The 25,362-nt window shown below is 52.6% G+C and carries 21 protein-coding genes and 1 tRNA gene; 13 read left to right on the top strand and 9 right to left on the bottom strand.

Annotation, left to right across the window (positions count from 1 at the left end; all coding sequences use genetic code 11):
• Positions 1-34 precede the first annotated feature (34 nt).
• The 3 genes from VMF88_13810 to VMF88_13800 form a co-directional block, all read right to left on the bottom strand.
• The gene (locus VMF88_13810; GenBank protein ID HTY12131.1) at positions 35-421 is read right to left on the bottom strand and encodes a hypothetical protein; all 387 of its coding nucleotides are present in this window, start codon (positions 419-421) and stop codon (positions 35-37) included.
• A 67-nt stretch (positions 422-488) separates the two neighbouring features.
• A complete protein-coding gene (locus tag VMF88_13805; protein ID HTY12130.1) occupies positions 489-1,088 on the bottom strand; it encodes an NAD(P)H-dependent oxidoreductase in 600 nt (199 codons plus the stop codon).
• A gap of 25 nt (positions 1,089-1,113) precedes the next feature.
• The gene (locus VMF88_13800) at positions 1,114-1,407 is read right to left on the bottom strand and encodes a metalloregulator ArsR/SmtB family transcription factor (GenBank protein ID HTY12129.1); all 294 of its coding nucleotides are present in this window, start codon (positions 1,405-1,407) and stop codon (positions 1,114-1,116) included.
• 415 nt (positions 1,408-1,822) lie between these two features.
• On the opposite strand from VMF88_13800, the gene VMF88_13795 reads away from it, so the two are divergent.
• Positions 1,823-2,701 carry a class I SAM-dependent methyltransferase gene (locus tag VMF88_13795; protein ID HTY12128.1) on the top strand — a complete coding sequence of 293 codons (879 nt, stop codon included), beginning with the start codon at positions 1,823-1,825 and terminating at the stop codon, positions 2,699-2,701.
• A 10-nt stretch (positions 2,702-2,711) separates the two neighbouring features.
• A complete protein-coding gene (locus tag VMF88_13790; GenBank protein ID HTY12127.1) occupies positions 2,712-4,070 on the top strand; it encodes a carbohydrate porin in 1,359 nt (452 codons plus the stop codon).
• A gap of 32 nt (positions 4,071-4,102) precedes the next feature.
• Here VMF88_13790 and VMF88_13785 read toward each other — a convergent pair whose 3' ends face one another.
• A complete protein-coding gene (locus VMF88_13785) occupies positions 4,103-5,830 on the bottom strand; it encodes a hypothetical protein (protein ID HTY12126.1) in 1,728 nt (575 codons plus the stop codon).
• Between the two features lie 324 nt (positions 5,831-6,154).
• Here VMF88_13785 and VMF88_13780 point away from each other — a divergent pair, with 324 nt between their 5' ends.
• Positions 6,155-7,822: a DUF5060 domain-containing protein gene (locus VMF88_13780; protein HTY12125.1), complete on the top strand. Its 1,668-nt coding sequence runs from the start codon at positions 6,155-6,157 to the stop codon at positions 7,820-7,822.
• 187 nt (positions 7,823-8,009) lie between these two features.
• Here VMF88_13780 and VMF88_13775 read toward each other — a convergent pair whose 3' ends face one another.
• The 3 genes from VMF88_13775 to VMF88_13765 are packed head-to-tail and all read right to left on the bottom strand — an operon-like array spanning position 8,010 to position 11,345.
• On the bottom strand, positions 8,010-9,083 hold the full coding sequence (locus VMF88_13775; GenBank protein HTY12124.1) for a NapC/NirT family cytochrome c: 1,074 nt from the start codon (positions 9,081-9,083) through the stop codon (positions 8,010-8,012).
• 45 nt (positions 9,084-9,128) lie between these two features.
• The gene (locus VMF88_13770; GenBank protein ID HTY12123.1) at positions 9,129-10,784 is read right to left on the bottom strand and encodes a GMC family oxidoreductase; all 1,656 of its coding nucleotides are present in this window, start codon (positions 10,782-10,784) and stop codon (positions 9,129-9,131) included.
• Positions 10,785-10,787: 3 nt separating this feature from the next.
• Positions 10,788-11,345 (bottom strand): gluconate 2-dehydrogenase subunit 3 family protein, encoded by a 558-nt coding sequence (locus VMF88_13765; GenBank protein HTY12122.1) that lies wholly within the window; start codon positions 11,343-11,345, stop codon positions 10,788-10,790.
• A gap of 219 nt (positions 11,346-11,564) precedes the next feature.
• On the opposite strand from VMF88_13765, the gene VMF88_13760 reads away from it, so the two are divergent.
• The 10 genes from VMF88_13760 to VMF88_13715 all read left to right on the top strand — a co-directional run bounded on the left by VMF88_13760 (position 11,565) and on the right by VMF88_13715 (position 22,708).
• Entirely contained in the window at positions 11,565-13,103 is a 1,539-nt protein-coding gene (locus VMF88_13760; GenBank protein HTY12121.1) for a hypothetical protein, read from the top strand.
• Between the two features lie 144 nt (positions 13,104-13,247).
• Complete coding sequence (locus tag VMF88_13755) at positions 13,248-13,895, top strand: hypothetical protein (protein HTY12120.1); 648 nt, start codon at positions 13,248-13,250, stop codon at positions 13,893-13,895.
• 13 nt (positions 13,896-13,908) lie between these two features.
• Entirely contained in the window at positions 13,909-14,448 is a 540-nt protein-coding gene (locus tag VMF88_13750; protein ID HTY12119.1) for a hypothetical protein, read from the top strand.
• 17 nt (positions 14,449-14,465) lie between these two features.
• Positions 14,466-15,032 carry an NAD(P)H-dependent oxidoreductase gene (locus tag VMF88_13745; protein ID HTY12118.1) on the top strand — a complete coding sequence of 189 codons (567 nt, stop codon included), beginning with the start codon at positions 14,466-14,468 and terminating at the stop codon, positions 15,030-15,032.
• 367 nt (positions 15,033-15,399) lie between these two features.
• Positions 15,400-18,732: a T9SS type A sorting domain-containing protein gene (locus VMF88_13740; protein ID HTY12117.1), complete on the top strand. Its 3,333-nt coding sequence runs from the start codon at positions 15,400-15,402 to the stop codon at positions 18,730-18,732.
• Positions 18,733-18,779: 47 nt separating this feature from the next.
• Complete coding sequence (locus VMF88_13735; protein ID HTY12116.1) at positions 18,780-19,574, top strand: hypothetical protein; 795 nt, start codon at positions 18,780-18,782, stop codon at positions 19,572-19,574.
• 25 nt (positions 19,575-19,599) lie between these two features.
• Complete coding sequence (locus tag VMF88_13730) at positions 19,600-20,553, top strand: T9SS type A sorting domain-containing protein (protein HTY12115.1); 954 nt, start codon at positions 19,600-19,602, stop codon at positions 20,551-20,553.
• 49 nt (positions 20,554-20,602) lie between these two features.
• On the top strand, positions 20,603-21,532 hold the full coding sequence (locus tag VMF88_13725) for a T9SS type A sorting domain-containing protein (protein HTY12114.1): 930 nt from the start codon (positions 20,603-20,605) through the stop codon (positions 21,530-21,532).
• A 53-nt stretch (positions 21,533-21,585) separates the two neighbouring features.
• A complete protein-coding gene (locus VMF88_13720) occupies positions 21,586-22,428 on the top strand; it encodes a T9SS type A sorting domain-containing protein (GenBank protein HTY12113.1) in 843 nt (280 codons plus the stop codon).
• A gap of 207 nt (positions 22,429-22,635) precedes the next feature.
• Positions 22,636-22,708: transfer RNA gene (locus VMF88_13715), tRNA-Gln, on the top strand.
• 202 nt (positions 22,709-22,910) lie between these two features.
• Here VMF88_13715 and VMF88_13710 read toward each other — a convergent pair.
• Both VMF88_13710 and VMF88_13705 read right to left on the bottom strand, forming a co-directional pair.
• Entirely contained in the window at positions 22,911-23,942 is a 1,032-nt protein-coding gene (locus VMF88_13710) for an ATP-dependent helicase (protein HTY12112.1), read from the bottom strand.
• A complete protein-coding gene (locus VMF88_13705; GenBank protein ID HTY12111.1) occupies positions 23,939-24,931 on the bottom strand; it encodes an ATP-dependent helicase in 993 nt (330 codons plus the stop codon). The genes VMF88_13710 and VMF88_13705 overlap by 4 nt, the downstream gene beginning before the upstream one ends.
• Positions 24,932-25,362 lie beyond the last annotated feature (431 nt).

Here is a 25,362-nt window from a genome sequence, read left to right as displayed (position 1 = left end):
AAACGATATCATGGTTGAATGACAGCCGCTGGTCCTACATTAAAAATGCCGCAGCAAGAGCAACCATTGCACCGAAGATAACAGCGTAAAGCGTTATCTGGTTTCCTTTCTTTCTATCTTTGGCTTTCGAGGCCTCATCTTCCACATCGTGCCTCTCTCCCGGCTCGCCAAAATTATACGCGCCGATGCGGGCGTACCCCGAACAGAAATGAAAGTACGCCTGCAAAAACCCCGAAGCGACCGATGCGGCGGGGAAAATTATGAACAGGCGCCACAATGGATTCACCCGTGCGAGCATCAACCCGCCGAGCGAAACAAAGAGAACGACGAGCGCAGCCAGCCCGAAATTTCTTCTGCGGGCGATTTCTCCCGGTCCAATGTTGCACTTGCCTGGTATATATTCCGTCTGAATTTCCGCCATCTTCCTGCTTATCCTTTATGACTCTGCGTAATCTGGTATCTGCGTGAAATCTGCTTTATCTGCGACGTCATTTTTGCTGCGACATCATTTTTGCGGCTCCGATCAATTCATTAAAAAACGCCGCGACCCGGTCTCCGCGCATCCCTTCCCTTAATGGTTTGAAAAGGTCTGGATTCACGGGCGCCTGCTCATTTCTCACTGCCATATACACTTCTCCGGGAACATGAAGGGCGCCCCGAATCGGATACATGTGAAGTTCGATCACGACCTGACGCAATTGCTCGATCGCGCGTGCCCCCCCGGCATTTCCGTACCCCACGAAGCCTGCCGGTTTGTTGTTCCACTCGCCGAACACCCAATCGATCGCGTTTTTGAGAACGGCGGAATAGCCATGATTGTATTCCGGCGTGACCATGATGTATCCGTCCGCCTCGCCGACCTTTGAGGCCCATTTCTTTCCGAGCGCGTTGGCATACACTCCTTTATTCGAAGCAGGCGAGATCGTTTCGTCGAAGAACGGCAGCGGCCAATCGCGGAGATCGATGAGTTCTGCCTGCACGTCTTGCCTTTTCCTCAGTTCATCGAAAACATAGCGGCCGATCTTTTCGCTGAAGCGGTTCGGGCGGGTGCTGCCGATGATAACATGTATTGTCGTTCTGCTATCCATGATGTTTGCTGCAATGAAAAAATATTCAGAGACGCTTCTTTTTCTTCTTCACCTGATCGGAGAGGCTCTTCAACAAACCAAGAAGGTGCTTTGTGTCCACCGAATACAGGACCTCCTGACCGTGCCGTTCGTCAACGACCAGGCCGCTCCCCCGGAGCGTCTTCAGATGCTGCGACACTGCGGGCTGGGAAAGATCCACGATCTCGACCAAACCGCCGACGGTCTTCGGCCCCTTGAGGAGCGCCTCGAGGATGCGATAGCGGCTCTTATTCCCTATCCCCTTACCGAATTCATTGATTTCCTTGCACAGGTCTGTCATCGCATGATATTTGTATATTAGTATATACTTATATCTGTACCGGTCATCAACAACGGTTCATTTGACGAGGTTCCCGTATCGATCACTAAGGTCTCACAAATATTCATGAGCGGCGGCAGAGAGTGTTACGGTCCCTCATTCGAGGCTCGTGGGACAAGGGTTCTCCCGCTCTCTCGTTCCCGATGTTTTCAGACGAGAGCCAGGGTACCGAAGCCGCTCCCAACCTGAGTTTGTGAGCGAGAGGGGAAATTATCGAACTGAGCCGTCACCGGCCGCAACTTTCCTTGACTATCCTCATCCTTCCTGCTACATTAAGAAAACCTCCGATCGTTGACCTGCCTGAGCGACATCCATAATAACCAGCTTAGAAAGCGGGGCAGCATCATGTTCAACCGGCTTCGACCGTAGCAAAAAGATGGACGGCAATCACACGCAGAGCTTCGAGAAGGTCAGCCTGACCGCAGTTTTTGTTGCATACTGGCGACAGTACACCGATATCCAATTTGCACAGGACGTTGCTGACCTCATTCGGGCTAACGAGAAGGTGGAACATTTCCTCCGCAGTCACCAGATAACCCGCAAGGAAGTACGGTGGTATGCCCCCCTTTTTGAGATCAGACACAAAAGCATTCAGGAAGCCATTCGTCTTAAAGGGATGACGCAGGTCCTTGAAGTGGCAAGCGGCCTTTCTTTCCGGGGTCTTTCCATGGCGCAGCATCCCGGGATGAAGTACGTCGAAACAGACCTCAAAGACCTGACGAACGAGAAGCGCGCCATCGTCGATGCTTTGAAGAAAAAATATTCGCTGACGGTCGACGGCAATTTCAGCCTTGCCGCGGCGAACGCACTGAACGCTGCTGAGCTTCAGTTGGCAGCCGATTTCTTCGATTCCAGGAAACAAACCGCCGTCGTCACGGAGGGACTGTTGATGTACCTGACCACCTCCGAAATGGAGATTGTCGCGAGGAACATTAAGGCGGTATTGGAAAAATCGGGGGGAATCTGGATCACGCCGGATTTTTCGTTGAAAGAAAATTACGATGACGTATCGCCGCAGCGATTGCAGGTCAGAGACGCGATCGCGGAACTGACGGGACGGCAGCTTCACAAGAATATCTTTGACAGCAGAGACCACCTGGCCTCGTTCCTTGGCGGGATAGGACTGCGCGCAGAGGCGCTCCGCCAGACGGATCTGGTGTCGCGCATTGTCTCCCTCAGCGCTCTAAAACTCCCGGCTCGTTTTCTGGAGAAGGTGAAACCAAAATTAAACCTGTGGATCATCTCTTTATCCTGATAAATTTCTCATGTCAAGATACGGTCACGGATTCTTCTCAAAATTCTCATGGTCCCCTTCCGCGGTCTTTCTTGCCGCGGCCTTATCGTCATCCCCAGCCGGGTTTGCGCAATCTCAGCCTGCTGATACGTTGCAACAGGATTGGAATTTTCACTTCCAGGAAACAGTCGTTCTGCAATACCATCCCGATTTTAAGGCAAAGTATTCCGGCTTGAATAGTCTCGACACGAGCGAAGGGGTTCAGACATCGCTCACTTCGACGTTCTTTCTCGGCAGACGGCTCTGGAAGAATGCTGAGGCATACATCAACCCGGAACTCGCCGGCGGCAATGGACTCAGCCGTGTCACGGGTGTCGCAGGCTTTCCGAACGGCGAAACTTTCCGCATCGGCGATCCTTCCCCGCAATTCACGATCGCGAGGGTGTACATTACGCAGCGGTTCGACTTATCCGATGCGCGGACAACGGTTGACGACGATGAGAATCAATTGAGGGAAACGCGGCCGGACTCATACGTCGACCTTACGCTGGGGAAGGTCAGCATGATCGATTATTTCGACAAGAACCGCTATAGTGACGACCCGCGCACGAAGTTTCTCAACTGGGCGTTGATGACAAACGGCGCATGGGATTACCCCGCCAACACGCACGGCTACACGTGGGGATTCGTCGCTGAATTTATTTCGCCGCAATGGGCGCTGCATCTCTCGACTGCCATGGTGCCGACCGAAGCAAATCAATCCGTCATGGATACGCATTTCGACCGGGCCCATTCCGAAACAATCGAGCTCGACCGCAATTATCTTCTTGGCGAAAGCCACGGCGTAGTACGTCTTCTCGGTTTTCACACGATGGCCCGGATGGGAAACTACAATGCGGCCCTTCAGTTTCCCCCCGGCGACATCGACGTCACTGCAACTCGATCATACGGCCGGAGCAAGTACGGGGTATGCTTGAATATCGAACAGGAATTGATCGACAACCTCGGCATGATGATCAGAGCGGGATGGAACGACGGAAACAATGAAACGTGGATGTTCACGGAGATCGACCAAGCGGTGAGCGGGGCGATTGTGTATGACGGCAAAGCGTGGAACCGTCCACGGGACAATTGCGGCCTTGCCCTCCTCGCGAACGGGATCTCCGCCGATCACCGCGCCTATCTTAAAGCGGGCGGCTACGGATTCCTCATCGGCGACGGCAATTTGAATTACGCCCCCGAGTCTATCGCCGAAGCGTACTACCTCTGTTCTCTCGAAACGTACCACTTGCAGCTCTCCCCCGACTACCAATTCATCCTCGACCCGGCCTACAACAAAGACCGCGGGCCCGTTCATGTTTTTGCCTTCCGAATCCATTCGGAGTTCTGAACAGTCCCGCGGATTTCAACATTACGGAAATATCACTTGTCCCTCGACCGCTTTGGCTGACTGACCGGCGCCTGGCGAACAGGCTGCGGCGTCTGCGGACGGGGTTGCGGCTGGGACACTTGGGGGCGGGGAGCCGCCAGCTGCGGCTGCGGTCTCACAGTCGGCTGTGTCTGCTCCCAAATATTTCTCTGGTATTCCTGAGCGTTGTGAATCGTGTTGAAATTATATCCCGGCGAGGACGACGGCTGCCGGGGCGTAAACGTTGCTGCAGGTGAAGGAGTCGGAACTCGGACCGGCTGCTGTACCGTCGGCGCCGGGCGTGTCCGCTGGCCGCCCGGAGGCATTCCATTCTCATCTCCCGTCACGGCCGGATGCACCGGCTCAGAGATCCGGATCGACGGCTGCCTGGTCGGCTCGTGAATGACACTTGGGACATTCTGATCCGGCTCTTCGGGCCCGGTTCTCTTTCTCGGCTCGGGGTTGAGCGAAGGATATTTTCCGGAGTTGTTCCGAAGATATTGATCACGCACCGCCGGGTTCAGAGGCCTCCCGCCGTTTTGCTTCTGCGCGTCAACGTCGAGCATTCCAATTTGTTTGATAACTTCAGGCCTTCGGGTTCTGTTGGACGTGAAGTCGGGGGGGAGATAATCCCTATGCTGATGAATCCACTCGTGAACGATGGCTGAATTTCCTCCGGACGACCTCCGCCCTTCCCCGTAATGATCGATGTAACCGTTTGCGAGATGAGGATAGCGGCGAATATGTTCCGGATAATAGAAGTACCAATTCGTAAAGTAGCGGGACGGAGGACCGATGACGACGATATCGCCGTGACGGTTATGATAAAATCCGCAATCGAACCAATATGGATACGGATACCAGTAATCGTACGGATACCACGTTGGATACCCGAACCAATACGGATACGGATAGCAAACGTAGTTCTCTACGTAGACCGGGTCGGGGGCTGTGGTGACGTCCTCCTGCGAATACCCGTTCTCCGTCGCGTAATCGTTTGCAGCGCTTTGGAGATCGGCAGCTTCATCGGGATTTTGCTCGATGGTTTGCTTCCACGCTTCCGCATCCTGCGCATTCTGCCGTGTCTGCGCGAGATTGAGTGAGTCGGCCCTGTGAATGACCGCATCGGGGTTTCTTCTGTACCGGTCGCCTACCCTCACTGTCAGTCCCAGATGGTCGTTGAGAAGATTGATGATCTCGGGGAACTGGATCAGCACCCGCAAGGCCGCCTGAGTCTCGGGGGGGTAATCGGCGAGGGTCTGGTCAAACTGCGAATCTGTCTTTACCTGGATCGCATCCATTTTCTGCAGGACGGAATAATATCCCATCCCGTATTTTATTGCAGTCTCGTGAATCTCCGCGGGATAATCTTTCACGATATTGTTGATCTGGTCGACCGACTCCTTACCTTCCTGCACCAATCTGGAGATCAAACCGGGATACCTGCTCAGGTTCCAGAAATCCTCCTGCTCGCTTTTCGAGTAGCTCCCGATCAATGTTACGAATTCATCGCTCGAATTTTTCTGCAGGCTGGCAATGCTGACGATCGCCGAGGGATACTCGCACGCCTCGAAGATATGGAGGCGGATCGTGTCGGGATACATCACCAGCGCATTAAGAGCCGCCGAATCTTCTTTCATTAAATGAGTGCGGCTTTGCGGTTGTGTCTGTGCGGCCGTGTGATCGCTGGAAACAACAATAGCGAAAGCACACAGCATCCAGAATAAAAGCTTCGTTTTCATAGGTTTTCAAGAGAAGTTGTCAGGTTCAGTTGTCGACTGCTACTCATTATACAATAGTACCTCTGAAAAGGATTAATTGCAAATGACTCGGGGACAAAGATATATTTCTGCAGGTGCGCTTCCGCCGAAAAATCGGATAAAAACAGGTATTCCCGGAATGAGGTGATTCCGGTCGTCTCAACATTATTGATTGTCGCCCCTGTTTTAGCTACAATAGCTTGAGTTTTGCGGAATCAAAGTTAGATCTTTGATGCTTTGACTTGCGGCCCATGAAGGTAATTCATCAATCTCAATTTCTTTGACATGGTCATGATACGAAGAGCGATGGCGATCCTTCTTTTCTCCATTCCTTTTTTCTCCGACGCTCAGTCAGTACTTGACTACACGATGCTCACAGCCGCCGTGAAGCAGTTCGAAAAAGCAGAATCGAGCATTTCGGACAGCGGATCGTACAAAAATCCATTCGACTCAAGGGAAGTCTCACTGGATATGGAGATCACCAGCCCATCCGGCAAACCGCTTGAGCTCCCCTGTTACTTTGACACACTTCAACCGAAAGGGACTTTGTGGAAAGCTCGATTCGCTCCTCAGGAAACGGGATTGTACTCGTACACGTTCCGGCTGCAAACCCGAACTGGGACCGTCGAATCTCGCTCCGGAAATTTTACTTCTCTGCCGGGGACAAAACCGGGTTTCCTTCATAAGAACAACCTGTGGACGTTCGAATTTGACGACGGAACTCTGTTCAGGGGAATCGGCGAGAACATCGGCTGGGAGTCGAGGTCTTTTGAAAACCCGAAGTGGACCTACGATTATCTCCTCCCGAAGCTTGCAGCAAACAAGGGAAATTTCTTCAGGACGTGGCTCTGCAGCTGGAACCTTCCGTTAGAATGGAAGAAAGTCCATCCTACTGTTCGTTATACAAACAGCGACCGCTATTTCAATCCGGGGGCGATACAACGACTCGACGAACTGGTTGCTCTCTGCGACAGCCTGGGGTTGTATTTCATGCTGACGATCGATTGGCATGGCGCGTTGATTCCGGATGCCGAATGGCGATCCAACAGCTACAATTCCGCAAACGGGGGTTCGGCATCGACGCCGACGGAATTCTTTACGTCGCAGCCGGCACAGGAACAATATAAGAACAAGCTACGCTACCTCGTAGCCCGATGGGGCTACAGCACGAGCATCGCCGCATGGGAGTTCTTCAACGAAATCGACAACGCTGCCTTCACACGACAGGACAGCATCCGCATTCCGCATGCCGCCGTCACCGAATGGCACATGGAGATGAGCAGATATCTGAAGGACATCGACCCGTACGGCCATCTGGTCACGACAAGCATCTCCCACCGCGACATCCAAGGACTCAATTCGATCGCATCCATTGACTTCAATCAGAAGCATATTTACAAACACACTGAAAAAATCCCGAAAATTTATCCTTCCTACATTGAAACCTTTGGCAAGCCGTACGTCGTCGGGGAATTTGGATACCGATGGGAGGACGACGACTCCGCCTATGGTGCATCCTTCGACTTTGATTTCAAGCGGGGGCTTTGGTACGGCCTCTTTAGTCCAACCCCGATTTTGCCGATGAGCTGGTGGTGGGAATTATTCGACAAAAGAAACATGACGCCGTATTTCCGAAGCGTCAGCCTGATCAATCAAAAAATGCTCGATGCCGGGCGAGGCTCCTTTTTTCCGTTCACGATTTCGTCGGGCAAACTGGAAAGTTATGGAGTCCGGTGCGGCAGCACGTATTTCATCTACCTGCTGAACAACACCGATACCGTTATCGCTGCACCCGTTTCTTTCTCTGCCGACATGATCGGGGGGATGAGTGTCCAATCGTTCACTCCGGAGAGAAGGTCCTTTGCAAACATCTCTAATTTTTCATTGCATAAAAAAACCGTTGCCATCAACGTGAGAGTCGCCGGCAAAAAGGAACTCGTTCTTATCATCAGCAAACGGGAAAAGCCCCTTTAGTGGAAACGTTTGTGAAAGGAAATGAGCGGGCAACTACGTACGACATCTCCTTCGATGCATCGAGGCACTCGAGCGGCGTGGACCTTTTCCGGTTTCAGGCGTGAAGCTGCATTGAAGTGCGAAAGATAGTCCCCCAAAAATAGACATCGTTCTTTTGCGGTCCGCTCGGTCATCAATCCCTCTCACCTCATCCCCGTGATTTTTTCGGCTTCGGTATGCCTTTGGGATGGCAGTCGATGCACCGCATCGAATGTATGTTATGCGGGCTTTTACTGTCGGCGAACGTGGTGTTCATCTTCGTTACATCGAGCTGGCAGTTCGAGATGGCGGGATGACAATTTTTGCAGCTCTGTTTTGAATCGTTGCTGTGATGATCATGGCAGGCAAGACAGCTGAGCCCTTCATGAATGCCGCGGGGCGTCCGGTCGTCTCCAGTACCCGCCTGATGAAATGCATTGGGGGCATGACACTGAAGGCAAATGCGCTGGACGGGATCATCGGAAACTTCGACCTTTCGGCCGCCGTCCCAAATGGCGGGGAACGGAAGGTCGGCAGTTTCGACATGCGTCTTCTCATACCGGTAATAGAACAACGCTTTGGGGAGGTTGACTTTTCTCTCGTAAAATATTTTTTTCGGGTCGGACGCGTTTGCGGGAACCGCTGGAATTCCCGGACGATGAACTTCGTGGCAGGTGAAACAGGGGATCACCGGCTCGGTGGATTTTTCTGAAATATTGAGCGTCCAAGGACCCTTGATGCTCAGCGGAGCTACCAGGTCCTTTATCGTCCCCTCGTAGAACATTCCGTGACACCGGAGACAATCGGCGTTCAGCTGCTCCGTGGAGTTGTGTTTCTCGTTCAGAAAGATCGCTGCGTATGTCGCCGAATGTCCTCCCGAGGTCCAGTTTGCATATTCCTCGCCGTGGCAGCGCCTGCAGTTGTCCATGATCTCCAGCCTTTGCGCCTCACTCAAAGCGACTTCCCCTTTTTCCCCTTCTGTGAAATGATGGACAAACATCATCCCTTTTTCTTTCAGGCTGTGGAAACCGTTGCTCAACGCCGTGCCGTGGCACTCTTTGCACAGGAGGGCGCGGTGGCCGCTTTTCGCCCACATGTTGGATGAACTTTCTATTTCATGACAGCTTGCACACGTCGCCTGAGGCGATGCCGCTTCCCAATAGTACGAGAAACCGCCGAAGGCAAGGAGGAGCAAAAGAATTGCGCCGCTAACAATAAGAAATAGCTTTTTTGATTTTTTCACAGACAAGGTCAAATTGAAATGCTTGTACTGTAGCTGCCTGACTGGTCAGGAAAAGCGGTTTCCTTTTTGCCATTCACCCGCGATATGTCCTCCCACCCAGTACCCGAGAGCCATGATGGTCAGCGCAGGATTGAATCCGCCGTTATTGACATGAAGGCTCGCATCGGCGATGAAAACATTCGGTGTATCGTGTACGCGGCCGAATTTGTCGGTCACGGAAGTCTGCGGGTCGTTCCCCATGCGGCATGTTCCCGCCTGATGCTGTCCGCCGCTCAAGCCGTGGCCCCCGACTGCGCGCCACGTTTGAAACGCTCCGGCCTCTTTCAGTATCATCTCCGCTTTTCGCGAAAGAAATTCGCATCCCTCCACATCTTTTGGATGACGGCGGCCTGAAAGGCGAACGACCGGGATTCCCCAAGCATCTTTGACCGACGGATCTACCTGCACGCGGGAGTCGAAATTCGGCATTTCCTGAATAGGGCCGACGACCTGCGCGTTGCGCCGGAAATATTTCCGTTGAAATTCCTTGTGCGCTTTCCCCCACGACGGCGACCCAGGAGGACGGATGCCGGTGAAGAGATACGGCAGCCGGGTGAACTCGTTCGCGAGAATTCCCCCGCCGACGATCCCCGGATTGTGGTGACTGAAGTCGCTGACAGCGATCGAAGCGCCCGGTCCGACATCATCAAAAATATCCTCTTCGAACAATCCAAAGGCGCCGGTGTAGGCATGCCCCTGCAGATTCCGCCCGACCCAGTCGTACCGATTCCCTACTCCGGTCGGGAAGTGTTTAGATCTTGAATTCAACAGCAATCGGGGAGTCTCAGTTGCGGAGGCGGCAATGACGATGATGTCGGCGGTCTGTTCCTGCTTAAGGTTCTCCCCGTCAAAATAAACGACCCCCGAAATTTTCCCGGCATCGTCGATGATCAATTCGCTGACAACGCAGTTCGTTCGCAGCTCACAGTTGCCCGTGGCGATCGCCGTCGGGATGACCGTGTTGTGCGTTCCGGATTTGGCGTTGAGCGGACAGCCGAATCCGCAGCAGGAGCGTCGTCGCACGCAGGCGGGACGACTGTTGTATTCCACCGAGTTCCGCAGCATAGGAATGGGGAAGGGATGAAGTCCGGCCCGGTGCATCGCCGCCTCAATCATTCTTGCCTCTTTGTTATACGCGAAGGGGGGCATCGGGTACGGTTTACTGCGGCGAGCGGCAAACGGATTTTGCGACGCATCTCCGGCAACGCCGATTTCCCACTCCGCCTTTTCGTAGCACGGCTCCAGGTCGTCGTAGGTGATCGGCCAGTCCTCCAGCGTTGCCCCTTCGACGTGACCATAGGTCGTCTTCATTTTGAAATCTTCGGTCATAAAACGCCACGCCATCGCGCCGTAGCTCACCGTCCCGGAACCGACACACGCCGCCACATTATTGTACGCCCCGTCGCTAGGAACGACGACTTCCGTCGTACCGTCGTCGTTCACTACAACCCTGCGGTACCGGTCATCATCCGGACCGAACGCGTTGCCGAGAACGGTGGTGCGCTGCGAGAGAAGCTCGTCGTGATCGTGCGCGTCATATGAAGCCCACCCGCCTCGTTCGAAAAGAACGACCGAAAGTCCGGCAGCGCTGAGTTCCTTCGCAACGACTCCCCCTCCTGCCCCGGCACCGACGACAACGGCATTGACATGTTTGTTGCTCATACGCTACGACCGATAACGATTTTGTCCGATCACCTGAAACTCATCCAGCCCCATCATCTTATAGCTGATAAAATTCTTATTCCCTCCGTGCCGAGGACTTCCATAGAACCCTTGCAGTGAATGTGTACGCAACAACTCGAAGAACCTCTGCCCGAACCCGTTCTTCCACGGGCCGTCATTGAGGTTCCCGGACTCCATTTCCTTCAGGAAGGAGTTCTGCTGATCCCAGGAAAGCTGTTCGAATATTTTCTGGTATCTCGCAATACACGTGCTCTCGATTGCGGCCAACCCATTCCGGTAATCCTCGCGGAATCGCCGGTACGGTCCGTCAAGCTGAGTCTTAATGAAATTCACCACTCCCGCCTCCCGTCCGCCGGGCCACTCGTCGGCAGGGATGATCTGTTCGGCGATCGCGCCGAGCAACATAGTCTCGTCGTCGGAGAGCTCCTGCGCGTCCGATTTCCGGAAATTCAGGCATCCCGAAAGAAAACCGACGCCGGCGGCGAGCATGCCGGCAAGTTTGATGAATTCGCGGCGCGTAAGGTTCGAAATTGTGTTCATCTGTATATCAGCGTGCTACCGAACATTGCAGAAGAAGACAGCGCAGTCATAGAGGGACCAAGTAATTTCTTTGCGTGCGGAAAACTTACGACTTCACAGCGCAAATGTCAAGCCGTGTCAACAATTCTCTTTCGTGAACAGGATGTCGTGCTTGATTATCCTCCCTCTTCATCTTACATTTTATTGACAACTCAATGCAATCGCTCAAGCGATCTTGATATGAGAACAAAAAGGACCGTCATCATTTATCCCTCTTTCCTTCTGGCAGCGGCATTTGCCCTGATGCTTTCCGCCCAGGAACTTTCCGCGCAAGACGAGCGGCGCAACGACCTGACGTCGCTCATTAAGCAGCATGCTTCCTGGAGCCCCGCGGATTTCCTGCTCAACAAGATTGCGATGAACCGCATCGTCATGCTTGCCGATGCCGGGCACGGCGATCCGCTCTATTATAGGACGGTCATCGCCGTGCTGAACACCTGGGTTTCGAAGCATGAAGAAGGGGCGAACAACGTCCCTCCGAAGCTCCTCCTTTTCCTTGAGATCGATTCTGCACGAGCGTCGGCATTGAAGCATTATTTTATCACGATGGACCCGCTCGAAACGATAGAGCCGATCAGTTTCCGGGGGGACCAATTTACGACCGGGACACTCGAGTTTTACGACGATCTCCGAACGCTGTCCAATCGCATCGAGGCGTTCAACAGAGGGCGGGATCAGAGCGCGCAGATCAGCTTCGACATCATCGGTCCGGAGAAAGTGATCGACCTCAGCGATTGGACATCGGAAAAGAGGGACCGGTTTTTCGTTCGCGGGCGGGATGAATATTCTTCCCAAAAAATCAAAGAAACGCTGGACGCAGACCCCAATGCGAAGGCGCTGGTGTTCTACGGCAACGCCCACCTCCAGCGGGGAAATGTTATGAAGCAGGCCGGAAGCCAGAGGGGTGCAGGGAAATATCTTGCGCAATATCTTTTGGAAAGTTTCGGACCGCAAGGGGGTGTTTACATTTGCGGGCAGGTCGACGCGGCAAAAGCGGCGTGGCTGGATGAGGGAGCAACAAATGTCGGCAAGACATTCGCCGTCGATCAGTCGCTGTTCAACGGGACGGCGCTCGGCGAGAATATGTCGTTTCCGCCGACGGATGGCTGCATTTATTATTTTGTTCCTCCGCGAAAAGCGCGGCACATCACCGATATCATTTCGGAGAACCTGGTCCGCTACATTCTCGACAGGATCGATCTGTACACCGATAGCACGAAAGAGTTCTATCGTGGGTACCTGGACACGTGGGCCTATTATCTCTCTACCGTCGCTGCGACCGATTGGCATCCGCTCGACCACGGCAATGCCCGCCTAATGGACAGCACCATCAACGCGTGGAAACGATGGAGACAAAACGCTGCGTTCGACGCGGTCGACGAGGTCGCGACGCTTGAGTACTTCAAGCGGTATGTGAACCTCATTCGCACCATTAACCAGAAGCAATCAACGTGGCATCAGATTCAGGTCGAAAAACTCGTCGGGTTCAAAATATGGTACGACAACGATGTCTCTCCCCAGGTCCGCGGCGACGCATATTGGAATACGATTGCCAAATACCGTAAGTCGGTCGTCGTCGAGAATTTGATTCAGTTGTTGTGGGTGGCATCGAAAGCAGAGCATGAAAGGGCCGTCGCCGTCCTGAAAAAGGAAACGGGGATGGATTTCACTACTGCGAAGGAGTGGACCGTCTGGCTGGAAGCGAAACGATCCGAGTGAAGTTCTTGCAATTTGGAGCAAATTGATGTAGTTTTTAATGAGACGAGCATTCCAAGATCTGCCGAAGCAAGGCCGGCGAGAAGCCACGTACGGTTGACCCATTCACCTTTCACCAATAATGAAGTGCCGCTGGGAATTTCCTCTTTGAAGAAAATCAGTTTGCTCTTCATCCTGCTTTCATCCTGCGCCTTCGCTCAGGACGATGAATCGGATGATACGCTGGTTATTCTCCATTCGCAGACGTTCTATGTTTCGGCCGCCGGCGGACTTGCTTTCGGCCAGATCATCCTGAACGCAAAAAACACAACGTTCAGCACACTCGTGGCGAACGGCGGCGGATTCCAGTACGATGTGAGGCTAGGTGTCGTCGTCTGGCCCGAGGAAAATCTTATTCTCTCCGCCGACGCGCTCGGCAGGTCGATCTCGTCGCCGAACTGGACTCTCGACGGCACCGACGTCTATGCCGGATCGAACGTCTCAGCGAGCGACGAGATGTTCGGCATCGGCATAACGAAATATTTTGTCCCATCGAACATGTATCTGAGCGCTACAGTCGGAGAGGGACGTTTTCATATCGACTATTCCGGAACCAGGGTCGTATCACACTCGGGATTTGCGTATCATCTGAAAGGGGGGATGGAGTGGTATTTGGCCGACGATTGGGGATTCGGAGTCGCGATAGGCTTTGCCCATACTGCCGCCGACGATCAATCCGACCCGGCAAATCCCGGTTATTCGGGGAAGATCACTTCCTCGAGAGTGTTCGCGGAATTCAGCGTAACGTTCAACTAGAAGCTTCGCCAAAATGAAAACAACTGCCGCAGTGATACTTCAGTGCCTTCTTTTTCTCCCCCCGTTCATTCAGCAGGGAGAGAAGCCCGGCAGGCTCTTGGTGTACGGCGACGGATTTGTGTTCGGCGTGAAAGAGCCGGAAGGATGGCGCGCCGACATAGACAGCGCCGCCAATTTTTCGGCAAACATTGTATTCATGGGACCGGGATACGACACCACTTTGCCGTGCCATATGATCCGCGTTTGCGTGAATTCCAAGGTTGACGAAAATACTGCCGCAGACCTGGAGTACGATATGAAGCAGTATTCAGACCAGTATGCCGACATCAAATTCGACGATCTCCATGTGAACCATCCCAAGTATAAGTGCTACGCGAAGATATTTTTCGTCGAAAATGACTTTTATGAATACGTTACCTACCTCAACCCCGGGAAAAGATTTACTTACACCCTCTCCGTTTCAATGAGCTCCAATGACACGTCAGCGACCGAGCAGGAACTCTCTGCTTACAGGGAGGTAGTCTCTTCGTTGCAGTGTCTAGCCACGAAATAGGGGCAGTAAAGGAAGATATGAACGTTGAACCAGCGAAGATCGGCGTACTCATCGGCAGCCTTCGAAAAGGATCGTTTACCCGGAAGACCGCGAACGCATTGATAGGGCTTTCCCCTGGACATTTGTCGTTTGAAATACTAGAGATCGGCGATCTGCCGATGTACAATCAGGATCTTGAGGAAGCGCCCCCTGCGGCCTGGTCGGATTTCCGCATCAAAGTGAAAAACTCGGACGGGCTTCTCTTCGTGACGCCTGAATACAACCGTTCGATCCCGGCGGTACTCAAGAACGCAATCGACGTTGCTTCGCGGCCGTTCGGGAAGAATTGGTGGGACGGCAAACCCGGAGCGGTCGTCAGCGTTTCCCCCGGAGCGCTCGGCGCCTTCGGCGCAAACCATCATTTGCGGCAAGCCCTCGTCTTTCTTAATATTCACACGATGGCCCAGCCGGAAGCATATATCGGGGGAGCGGCGAAACTTTTCGACGACCATGATAACTTGACCAGCGACACGACACGGGAATTCTTGAAAAAGTTCATGGCCGCTTTTGGAGAGTGGGTAGCAAAGCACACGGCTCGTCGGTAAAAACGCAGATGCCGCGCCCCCAGTTTTCTTCTTGATTCTTTCGTCGAATATGACTAGCATTCCGTAGTTCATTTCCCCGGGGGAAGAGGGACTAGAATAATACCATCGCCCCCCGGATCGCAAGAGCGGTAACGGGGTTTTTTATTTTCTTCTAAAGTCGGGTCAGACCTCACCCTATCATCCTAAGGGTCCCTGCATGGATTCCTCATCTCCGAATTGTTCCTTACCTCTTGTTCCTCCGTCTTTTTTCCCGCAAAAGTAATGGTGGGAAAAGCAGAGACGGTTCTCCCATGGAGGACACATCATGTTCTGCAAAAATTTTTCCTGCTGCTTCATTTCAATCGTATCTGTTGCACTTTTGACCTTATTGCCTCACGAACTTCAGGCGAAGAACCCCGCAAAGAAGGACCATTCATCCGGGACTAAAAAACTCACCAAGATTAACACGGACGATGTCTACCGGCCAATGGACATCAATAACGTCTTTAATTATTACTCCAACAACGGCGACGGTTCATTCAACCCGTTTTCGATCGCCGACGAGGGATTTGAGTTCCCGATCGGTTCAAATGACGGGACTTGCGTTTTCGAGGACGGGCTGGTCTGGACGACATTTAAGAGGGATACGCTCCGTTGCGGCGGCTCCACGTACAATCATGGTTTGCAGGCCGGGAGAATTCTCACGAGCGGGACAGCGAATTCGGGGCCGGTCCCATCAGATCCATCGGACCTTCTCAACAGACCCTACCGCGTTCGCCCCGACATCAGGCCAACGACGAACCGGGACACGATCGCCCTCGAAGAAAGCATCCTGCAAAATACTGAGGTATCGTACATCGGCCGCTTTCAGAGCCTGAGTGTCAACGATCTGCTCAACCAATACTGGAACGATTGGAATCAATGGCCGGCAGATCAAGGAGCTCCTTACACCGACGTGAACCAGGACGGACGATACGAACCGGCCATCGACATACCCGGCTACCCGGGGGCCGACCAAACCATCTGGATGGTGATGAACGACCTCGACACAGCACGTACGATGAATCTTTACGCGTCCACGCCGGTCGGGATCGAAGTCCAACGAACGATCTGGGCGTACAATCGCACTACAGCTGTCGGCGACGCGATCTTCGTCAGCTACACGTTCATCAATAAAAGCGGAGTTCCGCTCGACACGATGTATGTCGCCCAGTGGGTCGACCCTGACGTCGGGTATTCCGGGGACGATGCCATCGGCTGCGACACGACACGCAGCCTCGGCTTCGACTACAACGGCGAACCCCGCGATGCGAACTACGCCGACATTGGACTCCCCCCTCCCTCGGTCGGCTTCGATTTTCTGCAGGGCCCGATCGTTCCAGGTGCTGCCGCCGACACGGCGATATTCGAAGGGCGGGTCATTCATGGATATAAGAACCTCCCAATGACAGCCTTCTCATTCTTCCTCGACGGAAATATAACGTTCAGTGATCCTCCCTTGGACAACTATGGCAACTATAGCGGCTTCAGCGGATCCTTGCAATGGTATAATCTGATGAGAGGGCTTGTGAGCACGACTGGTCAACCCTTTCCCGCGAGCGTGACGGGAGGTGGAAAATATTGCTTCCCAGGTGATCCGGTCACGGGCAAAGGACCCATCTATTTAGGGTCCCCCCCGCAATTCATCCCGGGTGATGTACGCATGGCGCTTTGCTCCGGGCCGTTCACAATGCAGCCGGGAGATACTCAGGAAGTTGTGGTCGGTGCGCTCGCCGGCATGGGCGCCGATTACCTGTCGAGCATTGCGGTTTTGAAGAACAACGACGACTTTATCCAGCGCACATACGATTTTTTCTTCCGTGCCGCGAAAGCACCGCCGGCTCCCGTTGTTCATATAGCCTCACTCGACAAAGAAATTGTTCTTTCATGGGGGGATCCGGAGTACATATCGCGAACGGAGAACTCGGTCTCCTATGGGGCAACGCCGGGGAAATTTACATTTGAAGGGTACAATGTCTATCAGTATCCGCGATACAGCCCGAGCGGCGCAAAGCGCGTAGCGACGTTCGACCTTATCGACGGCGTGTTCACTATCATCGATTCCGTGTATGTCCCTTCCTTAAGGGCCGTCATCACTACTCCGACCCAATTCGGAACGGATACCGGCATATTCCATTCGATCGATATTACTGCCGATGCGATCGCAGGGGGACAGATCGTGAACGACCGCGATTACTATTTTGCGGTGACGGCGTACAATTATAATCCGGATGCGGGGTACGACGCGCACGCGCTGGAGAGCGCTCCAGTCATCCTGACCGTTCGTCCTCAATCGCCGCAGAACGGAGTCCGCATTCCCAAGAAGTCCGGCGACACATTGCGTGTAACAAAGCAAGGGACGAGCGATGGTTACGTTCTTGCGAACGTCGTCGACCCAACGATCCTGACCGGCGATGCGTATGTGGTAGGCTTCAATGTTGATTCCTCCAGCAACAAAACATATTGGGACCTCACCGATGCAACCAAGGGAATCGCACTCACGACACACCAGGTGCAATCGAGCAATACTTCTCCTCCTCCCGGGGGAAACCCCGCAGCCGTGATCGTGAACGGGGTCTCGGTGCAGGTCTTCGGCCCGCCGCCCGGGATGAACCCTGGAGGTCAGGGAGTCGGATGGAATATCCCTTCGGGAAAAAGAGACTGGTCGAGTCTGAACGGAAGCGATTACAACTTGGAAGGATTTAATGTGAGCGGGACTGGTGGCGCCATCGGCATGGGGCGCGACTGGGGCTCTCTTTTTGGGGCCGGTCAGTCAACCATCCCTCCGGAAAAATTGCACAAGGTGATGATCAAATTTTCCTCCGTCGATTCGAACTTCAACATTTTGAACCCGGGCGACCCGAATGTTTCGATGGCATACCGGTTTGTACGGCAGGCATCGTCACCTCTGGCCGATTCCACATTCCTTCCGGTCGTCAACCCGGGTCCCGGTTACGCTTTTCAAGACAGGCGAGGAGTGCCGCTTGCCGCGTTTGACGAGGACAACAACATGCAGCAGCTCGACGTCGGATTCCTGGAGAATAACGCTACCGGCGGAAAGGAAGACGGCAAATACGATCCGCCCTCTTCTTCATTGGGAATCAATAACATCTCTACGACCAAAGAGTATTTTTTTATTTTCGGGACAAATTATAGTGCGACGGTCAACAACCCGAATATCCCGTCAGACATCTTGAACGACAACTCACCGTTGATGTGGCTCATTACGGCGACGATGCGATCGAGCAATCTTTTCTCTGCCGGAGACGAATTCGAGATCATTCCAGACTATGTGAACGCCCCTGGCGTGACCTTTAGTTTCACCACGAGCGCTCCCACGCAAAAGCTTGCGGATGAAAAAGCCGATATTGCGAAGATCAACGTTTTTCCGAACCCATATTTTGGCTTCAACAGACTTGAAGCGGATAAATATACTCGCTGGGTGCGGTTCACGCATCTCCCCTCCCGGGCGACGATCCGCATTTTCAACCTAGCCGGCATTTTGGTCCGGACGCTGGTGAAGAACGACCCGACGCAGTTTGCCGACTGGGACCTGCTGAACGAGCATCAGCTCCCGATCGGATCAGGAATGTACATTGCCTATATCGACTGCGGAAGCCTCGGGACCAAGACGCTCAAGTTTGCCGTCATCCCGGAACAGCAGTTCTTAGACCACTATTAAAAAACATGTAGACATCGGATTCCTCACCTTACATTAACGACGCACGTATGACGAAGCAACTCATCTGCATTCTCATCTTTATCATTTGCTTCATTCCGGCCCTCATGCTGGAGTCGTGTCATTCATACATTGCAACAACCGATGAATATCTTCCCTACCATAAGGACCAGGTCCTGCAGGCGGCGAAACAGGTCGCCGACAAGGTTTCGATGGAACGGACCGACGGACCTCTGAACGCCTTCATCTACTCTAAAAGCATCTTTTCGAATAGCTCCGTTACGGTCATGAACGCCGATCTCTATTTGCGAAAAAAAGGTCATCCGTTCATGGGGAAGAACAACACCGAGGTCATCGGTGCTTTGCGGTTGAACGGCGAGGTCTCGGAGACCGAGTGCCTCTCGGTGTTCGGCACCATCGGAGCGGACCCTCTCGCCAACAGCAAGATGATGATCGCGTTGACGCAGCAGCAGATCGAGCTCAATCTCAAGAGCCGCGCCCCCTTTGTCAACCCACATAAGAGCGCGGGCGCATACATCGCTCTCGACCTGGTCTCCCCCCAGCTCGGACTGGACTATCTGCAAAGGGACAACCCCCTCCTCACTCCGGCCATGCTCCACTCATTGCAAATCGGGTACGGCACTCCCGACGCCGTCATGGTCGGATGTGTTGCAGCCTCGTTCTTCGTGAAAAATCCTAATACGAAATCGGGCCTGCTGGGGGCGGGAATAACTTTGGGAGGATTCATACGGCTTTTCACGATGCTGAATTTGATCGATATGGCGGATTACAACGACCTGGCGAGAACAGATTACAATTTGTCTGAGGTCAGACAAAAATACTAGCTGGCTTCATCGAAAGGGGTAATCCATGAAGATAAAGATTCTCTTCCTGCTTCTCTTTCTCATCCTCCCTGCATCGATGATCGAAGCCGGCGTCACATCCGATTCCCTCTCGGATATCTTTCCCCTCGCCGTCGGCAACCAGTGGACCTACCGCTTTCAGTCCGCGGTCTTCGATGAGTTCCCCGATGTCCATTATGCCGACACGGGCAGCGTCACCTATCTTGTCACGGCTGTCATCACCGCCAGCGATTCGCTCCGATGGCTCGTAAGAGAAAATAGAGATTTGACCTCTTATTATTACAGCCCCGGGGACGAATTCCCCGAAGCTGACACAAGCTTTAAAGTAGTTGATGTTCACAGTTTCGAGATCGTCGAACTGCTTAACGGAAAGCATCCGATATACCGGACTCCTGATTCCTCGGATAACCAGCCCGGGGGCTCGGCCATTCAGGTGTTCCCTTTTATTGCAGGCTTCGCAGACTCAACTTCTCTTAATCGGTATGCCGTCGCTGATTCCGCTCACTGCGCAACCATCATCGCGCGCGAGAATACGGATGGACATGCATCGATACTTTATCGTTTTATTTTCAAGGAGGGGGTCGGCGAGCTGAGCGTAGCCGCATCGGGAGGTCTTACAACAATTCCTATAAATACCGATCATACGCTGCAAAGTTACACAATAATGCCGGTGATCGATCCGCCCCAAACTGTTCCTTCGGAGTACGCTCTGTTTCAGAATTATCCAAATCCGTTCAACGGTTCGACTCAAATTCAATTCTCCATGCCCCATGCCGGACCGGCAACATTGACGCTGTTCGATCCTTTGGGGAGAAAAATATCGGTCCTCTTTCATGGCACGGCGCAGCCGGGAGTTCACACTATCCCGCTCTCGTCTGAATCCCTGGCCAGCGGAATGTATTTTTATCAACTCTCATCGGGGAATACAACGGTAACCAGACGGCTTGTGCTGATAAAGTGATGAGGTCAACCCTCTCCCATGGTGCCTTTGTGTCTTCGTGGTCAACAACATGAAAACTTCACTTAAGTCCGCCTTAGTCTCAGCCGCTCTTTGCTTGGCGGCATCACTCGCTCATTCCCAGACAGACTCTGCACTGTCATTCTATCCGTTGCAAATAGGCGACCGCTGGGAATATCGATCGTCAACCTATGGTGGGATGGGAGGCGTATCCATTCCTTTACACTATTACTTCGTCTCCGTCACCGGAGACACAATGCTTTCAAACGGACGGAAATATTTCATCGTACAGTCCACAGAACGAACGGAAGTTCATCCCAATTTTCAACGGATCGATTCGATGACGTCTCAGGTCTTCGCCGTCGATACCGCAAGCGATCCGCAGGAATATGTGATCGACAGTTTACTGGCTCCGGGGCATTCCTCGTTCGCCGGATGCCTTCTGCGTGGTTTGGGGGGGACGTTCGTGGAAACGTCGGGTCCGGCAAATTATTTTGGTGCTCTGCATCCTTGCAAATACTATTTCACCCTGGTTATTTACGGCCCGTTTATTTCTTATACGCTTACACAAGGCCTCGGGCTTACCTCGATCCAATCAGGCTATAACGATCTGGATCAAAGTACGGTTTCTCTGACCTCCGATACATTGGTCTATGCTAAAATCGGTGGGATAGACTACGGCACATCCGTGTTGGTCCGCCCGCAGCCCGACATTGCTTCCGGGTTTCATCTCTACCAGAATTATCCGAACCCGTTCAATGGATCGACACAGATTCAATTCTTCATGCCCCATGACGGTGCCGCCGCATTGACGTTGTTCGATCCGTTGGGAAGAAAAATATCGGTGCTCTTTCACGGCGGAGCGCAGACGGGAGTCCACACCGTCGTCCTCTCGTCCGAATCTCTTGCCAGCGGAATGTATTTCTATCAATTCTCCTCGGGGAATACGCTGATAACCAGAAGGCTGGTGCTCACAAAATAATGAACTCAATCTCGTCTCTTGGAGTCTTCATTTCGTTGTGGCCAGGAAATCGTATGAAAAAAATCTTCTTGTTAACATTCACTGCCTGCTCAGTTTCGTATTCTCAATCCGTCTTCGATTTTCCATTCGAAACAGGGTCCGCCTGGCAGTATCAGCTTACAAGCTCCGACATTGAGGGACCAAGCGGGGTCGAAACATTCTATCTTGGGGCGGATACGGTCCTCCCGAATCATCGGACCTACAAACCGTTTTTCTGCGAGTATTTCACTCTTTTCTATCTGAGAAAAGACAGCTCCAAGATCTATCAATTCTGGCCCTTCGACTCGTCGGAGATCCTTCGATATGACTTCTCCAAGAAGAAGGGGGACATCTATTCGTATCTTCCTATCTTCAACGATTCCCTCCCGATGATGATCACGCGCGACACGACAGAGAATATCTTTGGAGTGGAAAGAAGATTGGTAACAATGTCGAGCCACAACGGTTTCGTTAACGATGATGTAGTCGACAGCATTGGACTCTATTATTGGTGGGATGGTGTCGATCCGGAGTATCGTCTGAAGGGGGCGTCCATCTCCGGAAGGATCTTTGGCAGCATCACCCCGGTCAGAAATCCCGGCAAAAGCATCCCGCAAAAGGCATCTCTCTCGCAGAACTATCCTAATCCGTTCAATCCTTCCACGACCATCGAGTATGCAGTACCTGCTTCTGGCCGGGTAAGGATTTTCATTATAAATCGGCTCGGCCAGAGAGTCGCAATCCTCGTCGACGGGTTTGTCCCGGCAGGCCTCCATCGGACCGAATGGAATGCATCAAAATGCCCGAGCGGAATTTATTTCTGCACGATGGAGTGGGCGAATAGCCGGACGACTCGAGTACTGGTCCTGTTAAAGTGATGTATGCTCGACATGCAGCGACGCGGCTTAAGGCAGGGTTTTCCGGGGCTGGATAGAACGGGGGGGCGCTCTCTATTCGGCAATCGTCAATTGTCATTTGTCATCATCCGAACCCTGCTCCCCTTATTGAATCCCCATTTTTCTTGCCTAAATAGAAATGCTTTCGTATATTAGAACCCGCGATGAATATCGCGCCAGTTTAGATTTTGCCCCGTAGTGTAATTGGCAACACGTCTGACTCTGGATCAGAAGAGTCTAGGTTCGAACCCTAGCGGGGCAGCAAAGAAAAGTGGAGTTCCCTCCTAAAGTGGCCCCCTTGTAGACATAACTGCTGACTGGGTGGTCGTGACTTGCGTTTGATATTGTTTTCCAACCGTTCAAGAAGGATCTAGCATCCCCCATCGTCTCCTCTGTGGCCTTTCAGAACCTGCCGGACAGCAGTGTGCCTGCAAAGAAAAGATCGATTTTCCCCTTTCAATAAGCTACTCCACGACCCACGGCTCCAATAAATGATCTGCGATCCCGTCGATAAACCGCGATGGTTTCGAAAGGACTGCCCCGCTTTCTCTGTCAAAGATATTTATCGGATACGTGATAATAAGATGGTCCTTGGCGCGGGTACATGCCACATACATGAGCCGCAACTCCTCCTCCATTTCCTCGCTGTCCGATTGTGCCTTCATGGACGGAAAACGTCCTTCGAGAGCATAGATAATGAATACGACCTTCCATTCAAGACCTTTCGCGCTGTGAATGGTGGATAATACAAGCAGCTCCTCCTCTTTTCCCGGAGACTCAACGTCAACGACGCTTTCGTTTGGCGGTTCAAGGGCCATGTCTGCGAGGAATGTCTCAACATCATTATAGCGCTCCGCGATATTCTGGAACATCTCAAGGTCTTTCAACCTCTTCGGATGATCGTCGTACTGAGAGGTAAGTATTGGTTTGTAATAATTCAGGATGTGATATGACTTTTCCGCGGGGGACATTCTTGGCGACGAAGCGCTTTTGAGTGTATCGAAAAGCTTCTGAACACCTTTCGGATAAGCGTGATAATCCTGCCAGAACTTTTCAGACACCATAGTTTCTCGTCCATCTGCTCCATGGCCGAGCCTTTTATTCATGATGTCGTCCGCCACAGTCTCAGCGGTTCTTGGTCCCACACCTTCTATAAGCAGGAGAATACGGTTCCAGGAGACCAAATCTCGCGGATTTTCCAGCACGCGCAGATATGCGATCATGTCCTTGACGTGCGCGGTCTCAATGAACTTGAACCCGCCGTATTTTACAAAAGGAATATTTGCTTTCGTCAATTCAATTTCCAGGTCGAACGAAAGGAACGATGAACGGAATAGCACCGCCATTTCCTCGAGTTGGATCCCCTCTTCGCGAAGCGAGAGGATCTTCTCCACGACGAAGCGGGATTGCATGTTCTCGTTTTCTGCGATGACAAGATGAGGCAGATTGCCCCCTTCTTTTTTCGAAAACAGCTCTTTATAGTAAAGTCCGTTCACTGAGGAGTCACCGCTCGCTTGAGGATCTCATTTGCCAGATTCAGTATCGGTTGCGAACTGCGAAAGTTCTCTTCGAGCTTGATGATCTTGCATCCCGGAAATTCGCCGGGAAACGTCCGGATGTTTTCAATCGTCGAACCCCGGAACGAATAGATCGACTGGGCGTCGTCCCCCACAACCATGACGTTCTGATGCTTATACGCCAAAAGGCGGACGATTTCTGCTTGAATCTTATTGGTGTCCTGATACTCATCCACCATAATATACTTATACTTTTCCGACAACATTGCGCGGAGCGATTCGTTGGAACTCAGAAGCTTTGCGATGTTCAGGAGCAGATCGTCATAGTCCATAAGATTGTTGGAGGCCTTGTAACGCGCATAGCCGTCATGGACTTTCTTGATGTCATCAATATTCTCAAGATAATGAGGGTAGTCTCTCGCCACCAATTGATCTACAGGAATCAACGTATTAACCGAACGGCTGCAGAGGTCGTACAAGGTTGATTTACGCGGAAATCGCCTTGCCTTTGAATCGAATTTGAGCTGAGTTCGGATCAAATTGATGACATCCTCAGCGTCTCCCTGGTCGAGGATTGTAAAGTTGCGTGCGTATTTCAATTTGTCGGCGTACTTCCGCAACAGCCCATTGGCAAATGAGTGAAATGTCCCCCCGGCGATGTTTTCACACCTCGAATCAAGGAGAATCACCGCACGGCGCAGCATCTCCCGCGCTGCCTTTCGGGTGAATGTAAGGAGGAGAATGCTCTCCGGTCTTACACCGCACTCAACAAGATAAGACACCCTGTAGACGATCGTCCTCGTCTTCCCCGTGCCCGCCCCCGCAATAATCAGAAAGGGGCCGTCGACGGAAGTGACTGCTTCGTATTGGGCGGCGTTGAGTTCCTTTTTGTAATCAACCCTGAAGCTCTGCGGCGTCACGAGGTGCAGCGGATGAGCAGCCGGTTTTGCAAGTGTGAATTTCTTCATGGTGAAACAAAGTTACGAAAATCGCCGGCCTCTTCAAAACGACTATCATCCAAAGGGGTCAACGCAAGCGCATTTTCCTAAAGTGATCGGTGATCATCACATCGACTGTCGGGGGAGAGGGATCTCGAGATCAGTGCCTATGGGGCGGATTATATGAGATTCGAATCACGATGACATTTCTACGGAGGTCTCGCGGTTCAAGAGATTGTCGATTCGCCCGATCCCGGTCCATAAAAAACGGCTGGGATGAACCCGGCCGAGGGCTGATCCGAAGTGCACAAAAGGGTGATCGTGGAGATGAACAGCGAAGGACCCGGAGCTACAGGCTCGAAGTGCTTTACCGCTTCGCTAAGTAGGGAGCGGCCGCGATGTCGGGAAGATCATCCGTCTCACGCGAGATGAAGCGTCCGGTCAAAAGAACGGTCTTACCG

The organism is Bacteroidota bacterium, from assembly GCA_035506275.1.
GTDB lineage: Bacteria > Bacteroidota > Ignavibacteria > UBA10030 > UBA8401 > JAGVPT01.
Note: the sequence above shows the minus strand (reverse complement) of the source record. Positions and strands in the feature narration are given on the sequence as shown.